The sequence below is a fragment of the Sphingomonas sp. 67-41 genome, assembly GCF_001899725.1.
GTDB lineage: Bacteria > Pseudomonadota > Alphaproteobacteria > Sphingomonadales > Sphingomonadaceae > Sphingomonas > Sphingomonas leidyi.
The window spans coordinates 950,151-965,752 of sequence record NZ_MKWJ01000022.1 but is presented as its reverse complement, the minus strand read 5'-3'; the positions used below and the strand labels follow the sequence as shown (position 1 = coordinate 965,752).

17 protein-coding genes are annotated in these 15,602 nt (G+C 67.7%); 13 read left to right on the top strand and 4 right to left on the bottom strand.

Going from position 1 to position 15,602, the window contains the following annotated elements; translation table 11 throughout:
* Together BGP17_RS23885 and BGP17_RS15640 are read left to right on the top strand one after the other, a co-directional pair.
* On the top strand, window positions 1–864 hold the full coding sequence (locus BGP17_RS23885; RefSeq protein ID WP_353681878.1) for an ATP-dependent Clp protease proteolytic subunit: 864 nt from the start codon (window positions 1–3) through the stop codon (window positions 862–864).
* A gap of 59 nt (window positions 865–923) precedes the next feature.
* The gene (locus tag BGP17_RS15640) at window positions 924–1,709 is read left to right on the top strand and encodes a succinate dehydrogenase iron-sulfur subunit (RefSeq protein WP_167299651.1); all 786 of its coding nucleotides are present in this window, start codon (window positions 924–926) and stop codon (window positions 1,707–1,709) included.
* 67 nt (window positions 1,710–1,776) lie between these two features.
* Here the strand turns inward: BGP17_RS15640 and BGP17_RS15635 are convergent, their stop codons facing one another.
* The gene (locus BGP17_RS15635; protein WP_167299652.1) at window positions 1,777–1,968 is read right to left on the bottom strand and encodes a hypothetical protein; all 192 of its coding nucleotides are present in this window, start codon (window positions 1,966–1,968) and stop codon (window positions 1,777–1,779) included.
* Between the two features lie 130 nt (window positions 1,969–2,098).
* Here BGP17_RS15635 and BGP17_RS15630 point away from each other — a divergent pair, with 130 nt between their 5' ends.
* The 4 genes from BGP17_RS15630 to BGP17_RS15615 all read left to right on the top strand — a co-directional run bounded on the left by BGP17_RS15630 (window position 2,099) and on the right by BGP17_RS15615 (window position 6,483).
* Window positions 2,099–2,557, top strand: a complete 459-nt coding sequence (locus BGP17_RS15630) for a PaaI family thioesterase (RefSeq protein WP_167299653.1) — start codon at window positions 2,099–2,101, stop codon at window positions 2,555–2,557.
* A 103-nt stretch (window positions 2,558–2,660) separates the two neighbouring features.
* Complete coding sequence (zapE, locus tag BGP17_RS15625) at window positions 2,661–3,773, top strand: cell division protein ZapE (protein WP_167299654.1); 1,113 nt, start codon at window positions 2,661–2,663, stop codon at window positions 3,771–3,773.
* A 30-nt stretch (window positions 3,774–3,803) separates the two neighbouring features.
* Window positions 3,804–4,580 (top strand): COG4705 family protein, encoded by a 777-nt coding sequence (locus BGP17_RS15620; RefSeq protein ID WP_286712609.1) that lies wholly within the window; start codon window positions 3,804–3,806, stop codon window positions 4,578–4,580.
* 1 nt (window position 4,581) lies between these two features.
* On the top strand, window positions 4,582–6,483 hold the full coding sequence (locus tag BGP17_RS15615; RefSeq protein WP_286712608.1) for a glycoside hydrolase family 2 protein: 1,902 nt from the start codon (window positions 4,582–4,584) through the stop codon (window positions 6,481–6,483).
* On the opposite strand, the gene BGP17_RS15610 is transcribed toward BGP17_RS15615, so the two are convergent.
* Window positions 6,440–6,979: a winged helix-turn-helix transcriptional regulator gene (locus BGP17_RS15610; RefSeq protein WP_286712607.1), complete on the bottom strand. Its 540-nt coding sequence runs from the start codon at window positions 6,977–6,979 to the stop codon at window positions 6,440–6,442. The genes BGP17_RS15615 and BGP17_RS15610 overlap by 44 nt on opposite strands.
* Before the next feature lie 61 nt (window positions 6,980–7,040).
* Between BGP17_RS15610 and BGP17_RS15605 the strand changes: the two genes are divergently transcribed.
* A complete protein-coding gene (locus tag BGP17_RS15605) occupies window positions 7,041–7,448 on the top strand; it encodes a VOC family protein (RefSeq protein ID WP_167299657.1) in 408 nt (135 codons plus the stop codon).
* Between the two features lie 4 nt (window positions 7,449–7,452).
* On the opposite strand, the gene BGP17_RS15600 is transcribed toward BGP17_RS15605, so the two are convergent.
* A complete protein-coding gene (locus tag BGP17_RS15600) occupies window positions 7,453–8,595 on the bottom strand; it encodes a glutathionylspermidine synthase family protein (RefSeq protein WP_286712606.1) in 1,143 nt (380 codons plus the stop codon).
* Window positions 8,595–8,957 (bottom strand): hypothetical protein, encoded by a 363-nt coding sequence (locus tag BGP17_RS15595; protein ID WP_286712605.1) that lies wholly within the window; start codon window positions 8,955–8,957, stop codon window positions 8,595–8,597. The genes BGP17_RS15600 and BGP17_RS15595 overlap by 1 nt, the downstream gene beginning before the upstream one ends.
* Window positions 8,958–9,057: 100 nt before the next feature.
* On the opposite strand from BGP17_RS15595, the gene BGP17_RS15590 reads away from it, so the two are divergent.
* The 6 genes from BGP17_RS15590 (at window position 9,058) to BGP17_RS15565 (ending at window position 15,585) form a co-directional block, all read left to right on the top strand.
* Window positions 9,058–9,387, top strand: coding sequence for a YbjQ family protein (locus tag BGP17_RS15590; protein ID WP_086128170.1), 330 nt, complete (start codon window positions 9,058–9,060; stop codon window positions 9,385–9,387).
* Between the two features lie 5 nt (window positions 9,388–9,392).
* Window positions 9,393–9,683: a hypothetical protein gene (locus BGP17_RS15585; protein WP_286712604.1), complete on the top strand. Its 291-nt coding sequence runs from the start codon at window positions 9,393–9,395 to the stop codon at window positions 9,681–9,683.
* A gap of 160 nt (window positions 9,684–9,843) precedes the next feature.
* On the top strand, window positions 9,844–10,806 hold the full coding sequence (mdh, locus tag BGP17_RS15580; protein WP_286712603.1) for a malate dehydrogenase: 963 nt from the start codon (window positions 9,844–9,846) through the stop codon (window positions 10,804–10,806).
* A gap of 110 nt (window positions 10,807–10,916) precedes the next feature.
* On the top strand, window positions 10,917–11,492 hold the full coding sequence (locus BGP17_RS15575) for a hypothetical protein (RefSeq protein WP_167299662.1): 576 nt from the start codon (window positions 10,917–10,919) through the stop codon (window positions 11,490–11,492).
* A gap of 105 nt (window positions 11,493–11,597) precedes the next feature.
* Window positions 11,598–12,482 (top strand): succinate--CoA ligase subunit alpha, encoded by an 885-nt coding sequence (gene sucD, locus BGP17_RS15570; protein ID WP_137862635.1) that lies wholly within the window; start codon window positions 11,598–11,600, stop codon window positions 12,480–12,482.
* Between the two features lie 166 nt (window positions 12,483–12,648).
* Window positions 12,649–15,585, top strand: coding sequence for a 2-oxoglutarate dehydrogenase E1 component (locus BGP17_RS15565; RefSeq protein ID WP_167299664.1), 2,937 nt, complete (start codon window positions 12,649–12,651; stop codon window positions 15,583–15,585).
* The last annotated feature ends 17 nt before the right edge of the window (window positions 15,586–15,602 follow it).

Here is a 15,602-nt window from a genome sequence, read left to right as displayed (position 1 = left end):
ATGGCCGAGCAGGAGACCCTTCTGGAGCGATTGATCCCCGGCGAGCTGGAACACCAGATCCCCGCGGCGATCCAGAAGGCGCTCCCGGGCGGCTTCCGCAACCGGCTGCTGCAGCTCGGCCTTGGCCTGCTGATCACCTTCGGCTTCGCGTTCATGGTCCGCCGCTGGGTGGAGCGACGCGAGGCGCGGCGCCGGGCGCTTGCGCCGCGACCGGCCGCCCCCGCGCTCCCGCCCATCCCCGAGCCCGAAGTGCTCGCGGCAATTGCCGGCACGCACGAACCGGAGCCCCTGCCCGACGACGGCATCCAGGCGACGCGCTACCCGCTGCTCGCCCGCCCGCACGTCGCGCTGTCCGGCCCGGTCGACCAGGCGATGTACGCCAGCTTCCGCGCGCAGCTCGGCGCCGCGCCGAAGCAGGGCGCGCTCGTCGTCTCGCTCTCGACGCCGGGCGGCGATCCCGAAGTCGCGCGGCTGATGGGCGACGAGATCCGGCTGCTGCGCGAATATTCGGGATGCGAGACCCTCTTCGTCGGCAAGGTCGCGGTCCATTCGGCCGGCGTCGCCTTCATGGCCGCCTTCCCCCCCGACAAGCGCTTCCTCACCCGCGGCACGCGGCTGATGCTCCACCCGCGCATCCTCGCCCGCAATGTGGAGATTGCCGGCCCGCTCGACAGCTGCGCCGCCAGCCTCAAGGCCATGCTGCACGAAATCGAGGAAGCCGCGCGGATCGAGGAAGAGGACTACCGCGCCCTCGTGGCGGGCTCGCGCCTGTCCTTCGAAGACCTCCAGGCCCGCGCGCCGGCCGCCCGGGACATCGCGGCGGAGGAGGCGCGTTCGCTGGGCCTGGTGCTCGACCTCATCTGAGAGGTTGAGCGGCGCGGCGCGATTGGCTATCGCGCGCCCAAGCATAAGGAACCCCCTCGATGGCCCAATTCCGCCTTCCCAAGAACAGCCGCATCTCCACCAAGGGCCGGGAGCACAAGGCGGATCCGGGCGCGACGAACGTCAAGACGTTCAAGATCTACCGCTACGATCCCGACACGGGCGAGAATCCGCGCTACGACAGTTTCGAGATCGACCTCGACGAATGCGGCCCGATGGTCCTCGACGCGCTGATCAAGATCAAGTCCGAGCAGGACTCGACGCTCACCTTCCGCCGCTCGTGCCGCGAGGGCATTTGCGGCTCGTGCGCGATGAACATGGACGGGCGCAACGGCCTCGCCTGCACCACCGCGATCGAGGATATCAAGGGCGACATCCGCATCACGCCGCTGCCGCACATGGACGTGATCAAGGACCTGGTGCCCGACTTCACGCATTTCTACGCGCAATATGCCTCGATCAAGCCGTGGCTGCAGACCGTGTCGACCACGCCCTCGGGCAAGGAACGCCTCCAGAGCCCCGAGCAGCGCGAGAAGCTCGACGGCCTGTACGAGTGCATCCTGTGCGCCTGCTGCTCGACTTCGTGCCCGAGCTACTGGTGGAACAGCGACAAGTTCCTCGGCCCGGCGATCCTGCTCCAGGCCTATCGCTGGCTGGCGGATTCGCGCGACGAGATGACCGGCGAGCGTCTCGACGAGCTCGAGGATCCCTTCCGCCTCTATCGCTGTCACACGATCATGAACTGCGCGAACGTCTGCCCCAAGGGCCTGAACCCGGGCAAGGCGATCGCCGAGATCAAGAAGATGGAAGCCGAGCGCACGCTGTAACGGATGGAAACGCCCAGCGGGGCCCGGCACCCGGCCGAGCCCCGCGTCGAGGATGATGGCTGCGGCCTTAGTAGGGCGTCCTGCAGCCGGCATCGCGATAGGGCGTCGGGCTTGCCAGTATCCATCCGCTTCCCGGCGAGGTCTGCGCGCAAGTGATGAAGCCGTTCAACTTGCTCGCCCAACGATAAAATGGCGCAGGAGGCGCGGCGGCGGCAGAACCCGCCACGAGAAGCGAGATCGCCAGAATGACTTTCTTCATTGCTTTCTCCTTTCCAATTGGAATGTTCAGCGAGATTCACGTCTTCGAATCTCGGTATCTATTCTTGTAGATAATGATGACAGCCTGAAGAAACGCACCGCAGATCAGTCCATAATGGATAAGCATCGGCATGATTTCTGATCCGGAATCCGATTTCATTCATGAAGACGCTGCCGACCACCCCGGCTGGAAGCGGTGGGAGTTGCGCGACCCGACGCGCTTCAACGCTTTTCTCGGCCCGATCCTGACGCGGATCGAGGATGGCAAGGCGCTGGTCCGGATGGTGCCGGGGCGCGAGCATTCCAATCTGCGCGATTCCACCCATGGCGGCGCGCTGCTCGCCTTCATGGACGTGGCGTTGTTCGCGGCGGCGCGCAGCTTCGGCATGATCTCCGCGGGCGGCGCAGTGACGCTCGATCTCTCCGCCCAGTTCATCGGCACCAGCACGATCGGCCGGCCGATCGTCGCCGAGATCGAATTGCTGCGCGAAACGGGGCGCATGCTTTTCATGCGCGGCGTGATACGGCAAGGCGAAGCGACCATCGCCAGCTTCCTCGGCACCATCCGCAAGAGTTCGCCCCCCGCATGACGCTTTCCTCCCCCATCCCCGCAGGAGCGAGGATCCAGAGCCACGACGGACATCGCCCACGATGCCCGGCCCCTTGCCTGCGCGGGAGTGGCGGGGAGGGAAAATGACCAGCGTGATCGAACGCTATCGCGCGCTGGTGAAGGCCGGCGAGCTTCGCCCCGATCCCGAACAGGCGATCGCCGCCGAGCGGCTGCACAGGCTCGCCGGCGAGCTGGAGGCGGTGCCGAAAAAGGGCAGCATCCTGTGGCGCGCGCTCGGCCGCCTGCCCGAGCCGCCGCGCGGGCTCTATATCTGGGGCAGCGTCGGCCGCGGCAAGTCGATGCTGATGGACCTGTTCTACGAGAGCGTGAACATCCGCCGGAAGCGCCGCGTCCATTTCCACGAGTTCATGCTCGAAGTGCACGAGCGGCTGAACGAGGAGCGCAAGAAGGACACGCGCGATCCGGTGGTGAAGGTCGCCGATGCGATGGCCGAGGACGTGCGCCTGCTCGCCTTTGACGAGATGGTGGTGAACAATCCCGCCGACGCGATGATCCTCTCGCGCCTGTTCACCGAGATGATGGGCCATGGCCTCACCATGGTCGCGACGTCGAACCGCCCGCCGCGTGACCTCTACAAGGACGGATTGAACCGCACGCTGTTCATTCCCTTCATCGAGCTGATCGAGACCAGGATGGACGTGGTCGCACTCAACGGGCCCACGGATTACCGGCTCGACCGGCTCGGGCGGATGGACACCTGGCTGGTGCCCAATGGCCCGGAGGCGACGAAGCAGCTCTCCGCAGCCTTTTTCCGCCTGACCGACTATCCGGTCGAGGATGCCGCGCATGTGCCGAGCTGCGCGCTGCCGGTGCAGGGCGGACGCGAGCTGCACGTGCCGAAATGCCTGAAGGGCGTCGCGGTCTTCTCGTTCAAGCGGCTGTGCGGCGAGGCGCGCGGCGCGGCTGACTATCTCGCCATCGCCCGGCGCTTCCACACCGTGATCCTGGTCGGCATCCCCAGGCTGGGGCCCGAGAACCGCAACGAGGCGGCGCGCTTCGTCACGCTGATCGACGCGCTCTACGAGCACAAGGTCAAGCTGCTCGCCGCCGCCGATGCCGAGCCGCAGCATCTCTACGAAGCCGGCGACGGCCGCTTCGAGTTCGACCGCACCGTTTCCCGCCTCATGGAAATGCGCTCGGATGCCTATCTGGCGGAGGGCCACGGCGAACGATAGGCTGCCGACTCCGGCCAGCGGAGACGGCAAATGACTCGGGATCAGCGCGACTTCGTCACCAAGGTGCCTGCGGTCACCCTGGGCTTCTGGATCATCAAGATCCTCGCCACCACGCTCGGCGAGACGGGGGGCGACACCGTCTCGATGACCTGGGAGATGGGCTATCTCGCCAGCACCGCGATCTTCGTCGTTCCCCTGGTCCTGCTCGTCGCCTGGCAGATCGCGGCCAGGCGCTTCCACCCCTTCCTCTACTGGGCGACGATCATCGCCTCGACGACGGCGGGCACCACCATGGCCGATTTCGCCACGCGCTCGCTGGGCATCGGCTATACCGGCGGCTCGGCCCTGCTGCTCGCCTGCGTGCTCGGCGCGCTGGGCCTGTGGCACGCGGCACTGGGATCGGTCTCGGTGGACACGGTGCGCTCGCCCCCGGCCGAGGGCTTCTACTGGCTGACCATCACCTTCTCGCAGACACTCGGCACCGCCCTCGGCGACTGGGCGGCGGACGATGGCGGCCTCGGCTATGCCGGCGGCGCGATGCTGTTCGGCGGCGCGCTCGCGGGGCTGGCATTGCTCTATTACCGGACCCGGACGAGCCGGGTCGCGCTGTTCTGGGCCGCCTTCATCCTCACTCGGCCGCTCGGCGCGACGGTGGGCGACTTCCTCGACAAGCCGATCGCCAAGGGCGGGCTCGATTTCAGCCGCCCCCTCGCCTCGGCGGTGCTCGCCGCGGCGATCCTCGTGCTGATCCTCGTCATTCCGCAGCGCCCGGGCACGCATCCGGGCGGCGCATCCCAGGGAGAGTAAGTTGCAGCCGATCACCATATCATGGTGCGCGCTCGCGCTCGCGCTGACACCGTTTACCGCCTCCGCCCAGACCCTGGCCGCCGCCGATATGCGCCCGGGCCGGAGCCTCGACGGTGCCTGGCACTGGTCGGTCGACCCCTATCGCGACGGCGTCGCCGGCTTCCATGGCGGCCCGCCGGGCGAGAGCACCGCGCGCTTCCAGGACAGGATCCAGGCCGACGAGGCCGAGAAGCGCCCGACCGCGCTGTTCGAGTTCGACATGCAGCGCTCGCCGGTCACGCACCTGCCCGGCAGCTGGATCGGCCATGCGCCCGAGATGCGCTATTATCAGGGGCTGGTCTGGTATCAGCGGACTTTCGACTGGCAGCCCGCCGGCCCGGGCAAGCGCGTGTATCTCCGCTTCGGCAGCGCCGACCATGCCGCCAGCGTGTTCCTCAACGGCAAGCCGGTGGGCAAGCACATCGGCGCCTTCACGCCGTTCGCCTTCGACGTGACTGCGCTACTGCGGCCCGGGAGCAACCAGATCACGCTGGGCGTCGATTCCGCCCGGACCGACAGGGACGTGCCCCCGCCGGTCACCGACTGGGAAACCTATGGCGGCGTCACCCGTTCGATCCGTCTCGTCACCGTGCCGGAGACGTTCGTCGACGATGCGTTCGTGCGGCTGGGCAGGGACGGCCGCATCGCCGTTTCCGCCCGCCTGCTCGGACCCAAGGCCGCAGGCATGCCGATCCGCCTGGCGATCCCCGCGCTGGGTGCCGCGCTCGAGGGCCGCACCGATGGCGAGGGAAACTGGACCGCCAGCCTCGCCGCTCCGCGCGCGCTCCGGCGCTGGTCGCCCGACAACCCGACGCTCTATGACGTCGAGATCGCCGCCGGCGCGGATCGCTTCACCGACCGGATCGGCTTCCGCACGATCGCGGTGCAGGGCGACAGGATCCTGCTCAACGGCAAGCCGATCTTCCTGCGCGGCATCTCGATGCACGAGGAGGAATTGGGCAAGGATCCGGTGCGCGCGATGAGCCCCGCCGCCGCGCGCGCCCTGTTCGCCGAGATCAAGCAGGGGCTCCATGGCAATTTCGTACGCCTGGCGCATTACCCGCACGACGAGGGCGCCACGCGCCTCGCCGACGAGATGGGGCTGCTGGTGTGGAGCGAAGTGCCCGTCTATTGGCGCGTCGCCTGGGACGACGCCGATACGCTGGCGACCGCGCGCCGGATGATCGCCGAGAATATCCGCCGCGACCGCAACCGCGCGGCGATCATGCTGTGGAGCGTCGCCAACGAGACGCCGGTAAGCGACGCCCGCAACGCCTTTCTGCGCACGCTGATCGGCGACGTCCGCGCGCTGGACGACAGCAGGCTGGTGACCGCCGCCCTGCTCAGCACGCGCCAGGGCAAGGTGATGCGGATCGACGATCCGCTGGTGGCCGACCTCGATGTGATGGCGATCAACACCTATAATGGCTGGTATTCGGACGACCCGCTCGCCGCGCTCCCGAGCTTCGAATGGCGGAGTCCGGTCGACAAGCCGCTGATCTTCTCCGAATTCGGCGCGGATGCGCTCCATGGCTATCACGACGACGCCGCCGCCCCGCACAAGTTCAGCGAGGAATATCAGGCCGAATATTATCGCCGTACGCTCGAAATGGCGGCCAAGGTGCCGTTCCTGCAAGGGCTGAGCCCCTGGATCCTCAAGGACTTCCGCTCGCCGCGCCGGCAGCACCCGGTCTATCAGCAGGGCTGGAACCGCAAGGGCCTGATCTCCGAGACCGGCCAGCGCAAGCTGGCGTTCGCGGTGCTGGCCGAGGACTATGCGAAGCGGGAGAAGGCGGAGCGCCGATGCCCCTCTCCGAACGCTACCCGGCCATTGTCGCCGCGAAATCCGCGCCCTTGCCCGTGAGCGCGTAGAGCGGCAGCGGCGGATAGCGATCCTCGAGCTTCCGCCGCACCAATGCCTCGTCGATCACGGCCTTGAGCGTGGTCGACAGCGCACGCGGCGTCACCGGGGCGAGGCGCGCCTGGATCTCGCCGAAGCGCGTCCAGTCCGGACCCAGTCCGACGACCAGCGGCAGCGACCAGCGCGGCAGGTCGCCCGGCCCCAGCTTCAGCCGCGCCCGCGCCGCCTCGATCCGCGCGCACAAGGCGGCCACCGCCAGCCCGGCTTCGGTCAGCACATATTCCGGGCGCAGCGGGTGGCCATGGCCGGGATTGGGCACCACCCAGCCGCACGCCTTCAGATGGACGAGGCACCGCGTCAGGCTGTTGTGCGGCAGGTCGAATGCCCGCGCGATCACGGCGAAGCGCGAGCCGTGCTCGCGATGGAGCAGCGCCAGCACCGGGATCGCCCAGCGATTGGCCTCGAGCATGCGCAGCAGCGGCACGGGTTCGGGGGGCATTGACTCCATCGTCAAATTCATATCGACTATATAAATGGCACTATAGATTCGGAGATCGGAAATGGCAACCACGCTTGCGGCCCCGGCCCGCGCCGCACTCGGCTATGACGGCGCCCTCACTTGCGCGATCAATGTCAGCGACCTCGATGCCGGCATCGCCTGGTATCGCGACACACTCGGGATGGAGCTGCTCTACCGAGTCGATGAGATCGCCTGGTGCGAGTTCGAGAGCCCCGTCGCGCGCGTGTCCGTCGGCCTCGCCCAGGTCGAGCAGGTGATCCAGGGCGGCGGCGCGACGCTCACCTTCGGCGTGGTCGATCTCGACGCGGCCAAGGCGGTGCTCGATGCCGCCGGCGTGCGCCAGGATGGGCCGGTGCAGGAGATCCCCGGCATGGTCCGGCTGCTCACCTTCTACGATCCCGACGGCAATGCCCTGATGTTCGCCCAGGACCTCTCGGGGCAGGGCTGAGGCCTCAGTCCTCGATGACGTGCGGCACGAAGCGCGCAGTGTTGCCGGTGATGAGGCCGTCCTCGCGGATGCCCATGCCGGCCGGCGCCCCGTCGACGATCCAGGCGCCGATCACGGGATAGCCGCCGCCGAAATCGCGCAAGGGGTAGAGCGCCTGGTAGATCCAGCCGCTCTCGTCATAACGCCCGCCGGTTTCCGCGACGACCTCGCCCCCGCGCAGGATCGAGACATTCGCCCCCTCGCGCCCGAGCAGCGGCTTGGCGACCTGGTCGCCACCGGGCAGCCGGCGGCGGCTGGCGGGGAGCAGGTTGGGATGGCCGGGAAACAGCTCCCAGAGCACCGGCAGGATCGCCTTGTTGCTCCAGATCATCTTCCAGATCGGCTCGATCCAGCGCGTGCCGCCCAGGCTCTCCAGCAATGCGGGCGCGAACTCCTCGGCGAGCAGCCATTCCCAGGGATAGAGGTGGAAACAGTTCTCGATCGCCCGGTCCCCCAGGTCGACGAAACGCCGCGCGTCATGGCTCCACCCGATATCCTCCATGCGGATCGCCGTGGTGGCGAGCCCGGCCGCCTGCGCCGTGTCGCGCAGATAGGCGATGGTGACCGTGTCCTCGCCGGCATCGTCCGCGACATGGGCGAAATGCACATGCCCGCCCGGCAGCAGCGGCGCGATGTCGCGCCATTTGTCGACGAGCTTCTCGTGCAGGCCGCTATATTGGTCGAGCGCGGGGAAGACGGCTTCCTTCCAGTCCCACTGGATCACCGCGGCCTCGATCAGACTGGTCGGCGTGTCGCAGTTGAACTCGAACAGCCTGGGCGGGCCGTCCCCGGCATAGCCGAGGTCGAAACGGCCGAAGTTGAGCGCGGGCGGCTCTTCGTCCCAGGCCCGCCGGATCGCGGCCCAGGCCGGCTCGGGAATGCCGAAGCTGCCGAGCAGGTCGTTGGCGAGGACATGCTCGCCCGCCGCCAGGAACAGCCGGTAGAGCTCGGCGGTCGCTGCCTCGATTTCGTCGATTTCCCGGGGTTCGAAGCGATAGCAGGCGCTTTCGTCCCAATAGGGGCGCCCGTCCATGCTGTGCCAGACGAGGCCCAGCGCCTCGACCCGCACCTGCCAGTCCGGCCGCGGGGCGACCGGGGTGCGTCGCATCACCCGCCTCCGAAGCCGCCATGGAAGCCGGCCGAGCGCCCGAAGCCCCCGCGCGAGACCGAGCCCCTGCTCACGCTCGAATAGGAGACGCCGGCGCTGGGCCGCGTGGAGCCGCCCCGGGCGACCTCTCCCATTTCGGGCACGCGCTGGCCGCGCCCGACATAATAGGCGTGCGCGCCGCCCGCGCCCCCGCCACGGGCGCTGCCGCAATTCGCATCGGCGATGCGGCGGCCGGCACCGTCGACGCACATCCGGGTGGGCTGGTTCGCAACCAGCGCCCCGCCGCCGCAGCCGCTCGCCAGCAGTGCGGCGGACGTCGCCACCGTCACCTTGAGCGCCGAGAAATCGATCTTTCCGTGCATCCCACCCCCCGCTCGGGCAGAGAGCTATCAGCACGGCGTGGCGCTTGGCAATCCATCCGCACGCCGGCAGGATGCAGGCAACGACTCAGGGGATGGAACCATGATCGTCACCACCACCGAGAATATCCCGGGCCACAGCGTGGTCCGCACCTTGGGCCAAGTGTTCGGCGTCGTCGTCCGCAGCCGCGGCATCGGCGGCAACATCAGCGCCTCGCTACGCTCGATCGTCGGCGGCGAGATCCCCGAATATACCCGGCTCGTGGAGGATGCGCGCCGCCACGCGATCGACCGGATGGTCGCCAACGCCCATGCGATGGGCGCCAATGCGATCGTGATGATGCGCTTCGATTCGGGCGAGATCGCCCAGGCGATGAACGAAGTCGTCGCCTATGGCACTGCGGTGGTGCTCGATCCGGCTCCGCTGGACTGATCCCGATGCTCCGCCTGGTCGTGACGGTCGCGGCGGTCCTGTGGTTCGTCGCGGCGGTCGCGATGACCGTGCTGGACACTGCCGCCTGGCCGATGCTGGCCATGGCCGGCGTGCTGCTGCTCGGCACCCTGTTCGAGCGCTTCCATTATCGCGGCGCCGACGGCCCGTTCGACCCGGCCGGCTGGCACCCCACCACGGAGCGCTTCCGCGACGAGGAGACCGGGCGGCTCGTGACCATATGGTTCAATCCCGCCACCGGCGAACGGCGTTATGTCGATGCCGGCGACGAAGCGTAAGTCACTTATTGCACTTGCGAATTAGTTGCAAAGATAATCCGGCACCCACGGTTTTCATGGGTTGCGACTCTCCTATTATAGGCCTAAGCCGCCGTCGCTTTCACCGGCGCGCCGGTACGCGCGTCTGTGTCCGGTTGAACCAGACCCATAGGGAGTTTCCATGGCCCGCAAGAAGATCGCGCTGATCGGCGCCGGCAACATCGGCGGTACGCTCGCCCACCTCGCCGCACTCAAGGGCCTGGGCGACATCGTCCTGTTCGACGTGGTCGAGGGCGTGCCCCAGGGCAAGGCGCTCGACCTGAGCCAGTGCGGCCCGGTCGAGGGCTTCGACGCCAGGATCACCGGCTCGAACGACTATGCCGACATTGCGGGCGCCGACGTGATCATCGTGACCGCCGGCGTCGCCCGCAAGCCGGGCATGAGCCGCGACGACCTGCTCGGCATCAACCTCAAGGTCATGAAGGCCGTGGGCGAGGGCATCGCCGCCAACGCGCCCGACGCGTTCGTGATCTGCATCACCAACCCGCTCGACGCGATGGTCTGGGCGCTGCGCGAGTTCTCGGGGCTGCCGCACACCAAGGTGGTCGGCATGGCCGGCGTGCTCGACTCGGCCCGCTTCAGCCACTTCCTCGCCGAGGAATTCCAGGTCTCGGTCAAGGACGTGAACTCGTTCGTGCTCGGCGGGCACGGCGACACCATGGTCCCCGTCCTCGAATATTCGACCGTCTCGGGCATCCCGGTCAGCGACCTGATCGCGATGGGCTTCTCGACCAAGGAGCGCATCGACGCGATCGTGCAGCGCACCCGTTCGGGCGGCGGCGAGATCGTCGGCCTGCTCAAGACCGGCTCGGCCTTCTACGCCCCCGCCACCTCGGCGATCGCGATGGCCGAGAGCTATCTCTACGACAAGAAGCGCGTCCTGCCGGCTGCCGCGCACCTGACCGGCCAGTACGGCGTCGACGATCTCTACGTCGGCGTGCCGATCATCATCGGCAAGGACGGCGTCGAGAAGATCATCGAGATCAGCCTGACCGACGAGGCCAAGGCCAACCTCGCCGTCTCGGTCGACGCGGTGAAGGAACTGCTGGTCGCCTGCAAGGCTATCGACGGCTCGCTCGCCTGATATGCTGAAGCGCCCTCTCGCGCTGCCGTTGCCGGCCGTGATCCGCAAGGGGATCGCGGCCGACACCGCGTCGCGAGGTGCGTCCGAACGACGATGGCTGGGGGAATGAGATGAAGCGGATCGCGCTGTTCGTTCTTGGCCTCGGCGTCGCCCTGCCCGCCGCCGCGCAGGAGGCAACGCCCACCGCACCGGCCGAGCCGGTGCCGCTGTTCCAGGCTGCCTGCGTCAGCGGCGCGGTGCGGCTCAACAAGAGCGTCGCCGAGGCGATGACCTTCGCGACGCTCCCCGCCGCCGCCCAGCGCGCGCTCGGCGCGAGCACCGTCGCGACGCGCGGCGAGGCCGAGAAGCTGCCCGTCCCCGTCGCCGGCCAGGTGGGCAACCCCATCTATCGCATCGCCGGCGGCCAGCTCTATCTTATGCCGCCCACCGCCCAGCCCAGCGGCACGCCGATCGGCGACAGCTGCATCGTGCTGTGGCACGCGCTGTCCGACGAGGATTATTTCGCGGCGCGCAAGCTCGTCCTGCCGAACGAGGAAGCCGTGCCGCTGACCGCGCGCCCGACCGCGAGCGCGCTCGGCGCCTCGGTCGCCACCGCCCCGCACGACAGCGTTCGCCTGACCGCCGCCGCCTTTGGCGGCTGGGTCGTGCTGCGCTCCTCCCCGCTAGACGCCAAGACGGGGCAGTGAGCGCATGAGCCCGGGGCCCCGCATCCATTTCACTGCCCCCACCGCGCGCGGCGGACCGCAGCCGGTCCGCCTGTCGGTACAGATTCTAGAGAAGGACAGTAATCGGTGAGCATCCTCATCAACAAGAATACCAAGGTCATCACCCAGGGGATGACGGGTGAGACCGGCACCTTCCATACCCAGCAGGCGCTCGCCTATGGGACGCAGATGGTCGGCGGCGTGACTCCCGGCAAGGGCGGCACCGAGCATATCGGCCTGCCCGTGTTCGACACCGTCGCCGAAGCCGTCACCAAGACCGGCGCCGACGCCTCGGTCATCTATGTGCCGCCGCCCTTCGCCGCCGACTCGATCCTGGAAGCGATCGACGCCGAGGTTCCCCTGATCGTCTGCATCACCGAGGGCATTCCGGTGCTCGACATGGTCAAGGTGAAGCGCGCCCTGTCCGGCTCCAAGTCGCGCCTGATCGGCCCGAACTGCCCCGGCCTGCTCACGCCGGGCGAGTGCAAGATCGGCATCATGCCGGGCTCGATCTTCTCGAAGGGCTCGGTGGGCGTCGTCTCGCGCTCAGGCACGCTCACCTATGAGGCGGTGTTCCAGACCACCAATGCCGGCCTGGGCCAGACCACCGCGGTCGGCATCGGCGGCGACCCCGTCAACGGCACGAACTTCATCGACGTGCTCGAGCTGTTCCTGGCGGACGACGAGACCAAGTCGATGATCATGATCGGCGAGATCGGCGGCTCGGCCGAAGAGGAAGCCGCCCAGTTCCTGATCGACGAGGCCAAGCGCGGCCGCAAGAAGCCGATGGCCGGCTTCATCGCGGGCCGCACGGCGCCTCCGGGCCGCCGCATGGGCCATGCCGGCGCCATCGTCTCGGGCGGCCAGGGCGGTGCCGAGGAAAAGATCGCGAAGATGGAAGAAGCGGGCATCCGCGTCGCGGCCAGCCCGTCCGAGCTGGGTTCGACGCTTGTGGAAGTGCTCAAGGGTTAACCCTTCTCTCCCTGGGAGAGAAGGCATGGAGGCCTGGCGGCTCGCTGCCCGGCCGGAGTTGGATGAGGGGGATCTCAGTTCCCATATCCCCCTCGACCTCCCACTCGGCCTTGCCGAGCGGGCCCCTCCCTCTCCCCAGGGGAGAGGGAATGAAGGAAGCGCTATTATGGGCTATGAAGGCCTGGATTTCGAGCAAGTCGCCGGCGGGGTGAGCCCCGCCTTCGTCGAGACGCTGTACCGCCGCTACAAGGCGGACCCCACCGGCATCGAGCCGCAGTGGCAGCAGTTCTTCGAAGGCCTCGAAAGCACGGCCTCGGGCCCGAGCTGGGCCAATCCGCGCTGGCCGCTCGACGAGACGGATGCCCTCACCGCCGGGCTCGACCCGACCCAGATGGAACCGGCGCCCAAGCCCGCCAAGGGCGGGGCCGCGCCTGCCGCCAAGCCCGCCGGGCCGGCTGCGTCGGAAGCCGATATCGCCCGGGCCGCCGGGGATTCGATCCGCGCGATGCTGCTGATCCGCACCTATCGGGTGCGCGGCCACCTCGCCGCCACGCTCGATCCGCTCGGCCTCGCCCGCCAGGACGTGCCGGCCGACCTGACGCCCGAATATCACGGCTTCACCGGCGCCGACCTCGATCGCCCGATCTATCTCGGCGGCGCGCTGGGCCTGGAAAAGGCCACCGTTCGCGAGATCGTCGACATCCTGCGCGCCAATTATTGCGGCAATGTCGGCCTCGAATACATGCACATCGCCGATGTCGAGGAGCGCCGCTTCCTCCAGGACCGGATGGAAGGCAAGGACAAGGCCATCCAGTTCACCCCGGACGGCAAGAAGGCGATCCTCTCCAAGGTCATCGAGGCCGAGGAGTGGGAGAAGTTCTGCGGCAAGAAATATGTCGGCACCAAGCGCTTCGGCCTCGACGGCGGCGAAGCGATGATCCCGGCGATGGAAGCCATCATCAAATATGGCGGCCAGCTCGGCGTGCGCGAGATCGTCTACGGCATGGCACATCGCGGCCGGCTGAACATGCTCGCCAACGTGATGTCGAAGCCCTATCGCGCGATCTTCCATGAATTCTCGGGCGGCTCGTCCAACCCGGATGACGTCGGCGGCTCGGGCGACGTGAAATACCATCTCGGCACCAGCACCGACCGCGAGTTCGACGGGATCAGCGTCCATATGTCGCTGGTCGCCAATCCCTCGCACCTCGAGGCCGCCGATCCGGTGGTGCTCGGAAAGACGCGCGCGATCCAGACGATCGCCGGCGACCTGCAGGAGCATACCGGCTCGCTGCCCGTGCTGCTGCACGGCGACGCGGCCTTTGCCGGCCAGGGCATCGTGTGGGAGTGCCTCGGCTTCTCGGGCATTCGCGGCTACAATACCGGCGGCTGCCTGCACTTCGTCATCAACAACCAGATCGGCTTCACGACGAGCCCGCAATTCGCACGCTCCTCTCCCTATCCGTCGGACGTCGCCAAGGGCGTCCAGGCGCCGATCTTCCACGTCAACGGCGACGATCCCGAAGCGGTCACCTTCGCCTGCAAGATGGCGATCGAGTTCCGCCAGACCTTCAAGCGCGACGTCGTGATCGACATGTGGTGCTATCGCCGCTTCGGCCATAACGAGGGCGACGAGCCCTCGTTCACTCAGCCGCTGATGTACAAGGCGATCCGCCAGCATCCGTCGGTGAGCGTGGTCTATGCACGCAAGCTGATCGGCGAAGGCGTGATCGACCAGGGCTTTGTCGACGAGCGTACCCGGCAGTTCAACCTGCTGCTCGAGGGCGAGTTCGAAGCGGGCAAGTCGTACCTTCCCAACAAGGCGGACTGGTTCGGCGGCCGTTGGTCGGGCCTGTCGGCGCCTGTCGATACCGAGAATGCGCGGCGTTCGGTCGACACCGGCATCGAGAAGAAGCTGTTCGACAGCCTCGGCCGCACGCTGACCGAGGTTCCCGCCGATCTCGAGATCCACAAGACGCTGGGCCGCGTGCTCGACGCCAAGCGCGCGATGTTCCAGACCGGCGAGAATTTCGACTGGGCGACGGGCGAGGCGCTGGCCTTTGGCGCGCTGCTGTCGGAGGGCTATGGCGTGCGCCTGTCCGGCCAGGATTCGGGCCGCGGCACCTTCTCGCAGCGCCACGCCGTCTGGGTCGACCAGCGCGACGAGCATCGCTACATCCCGCTCAGCACCATTCCGCACGGCACGTTCGAAGTGCTGGATTCGCCGCTCAGCGAATATGGCGTGCTCGGCTTCGAATATGGCTATGCGCTGGCCGATCCGAAGACGCTGGTGCTGTGGGAAGCGCAGTTCGGCGACTTCGCCAACGGCGCGCAGATCATGATCGACCAGTTCATCGCCGCGGGCGAAGCCAAGTGGCTGCGCGCCAACGGCCTGGTGATGCTGCTGCCGCACGGATATGAGGGCCAGGGCCCCGAGCACAGCTCGGCGCGCCCGGAGCGCTATCTCCAGCTCTGCGCGGAAGACAATATGCAGGTCGTCAACATCACGACGCCGGCCAATTATTTCCACCTGCTGCGCCGCCAGATGCACCGCAACTTCCGCAAGCCGCTGGTGCAGATGACGCCCAAATCGCTGCTGCGCCACAAGATGGCAGTGTCGAAGGCCGAGGATTTCCTGGGCGACAGCCATTTCATGCGCATCCTGTCGGACCCCAATGCGCCGGCGGATACCGATGTGAAGCGCCTGGTGCTCTGCTCGGGCAAGGTCGCCTACGACCTGATCGAGGCGCGCAACGCGGCGGGCGATGGGAACACCGCGATCGTCCGTATCGAACAGCTCTATCCCTTCCCGGGCGAGGCGCTGGCCAAGCGCCTGGCGCGCATGCCCAATGTCGAGGAAGTGATCTGGGCGCAGGAAGAGCCGAAGAACAACGGCTATTGGACCTTTGTCGAGCCCTTCATCGAAGCCAGCCTGGCCGAGGCGAAGTGCAAGGTACGGCGTCCGCGCTATGCCGGCCGCGCGCCGGCCGCGGCGGTCGCCACCGGCCTGATGAAGCGCCACCAGGCCGAGCAGGGCGCGCTGATCGCCGATGCCCTTGGCCACAATGTCCGCGACGAGATTCGTCGCACCCGCAACAACTGAGACCGTCCCCAGGGAAC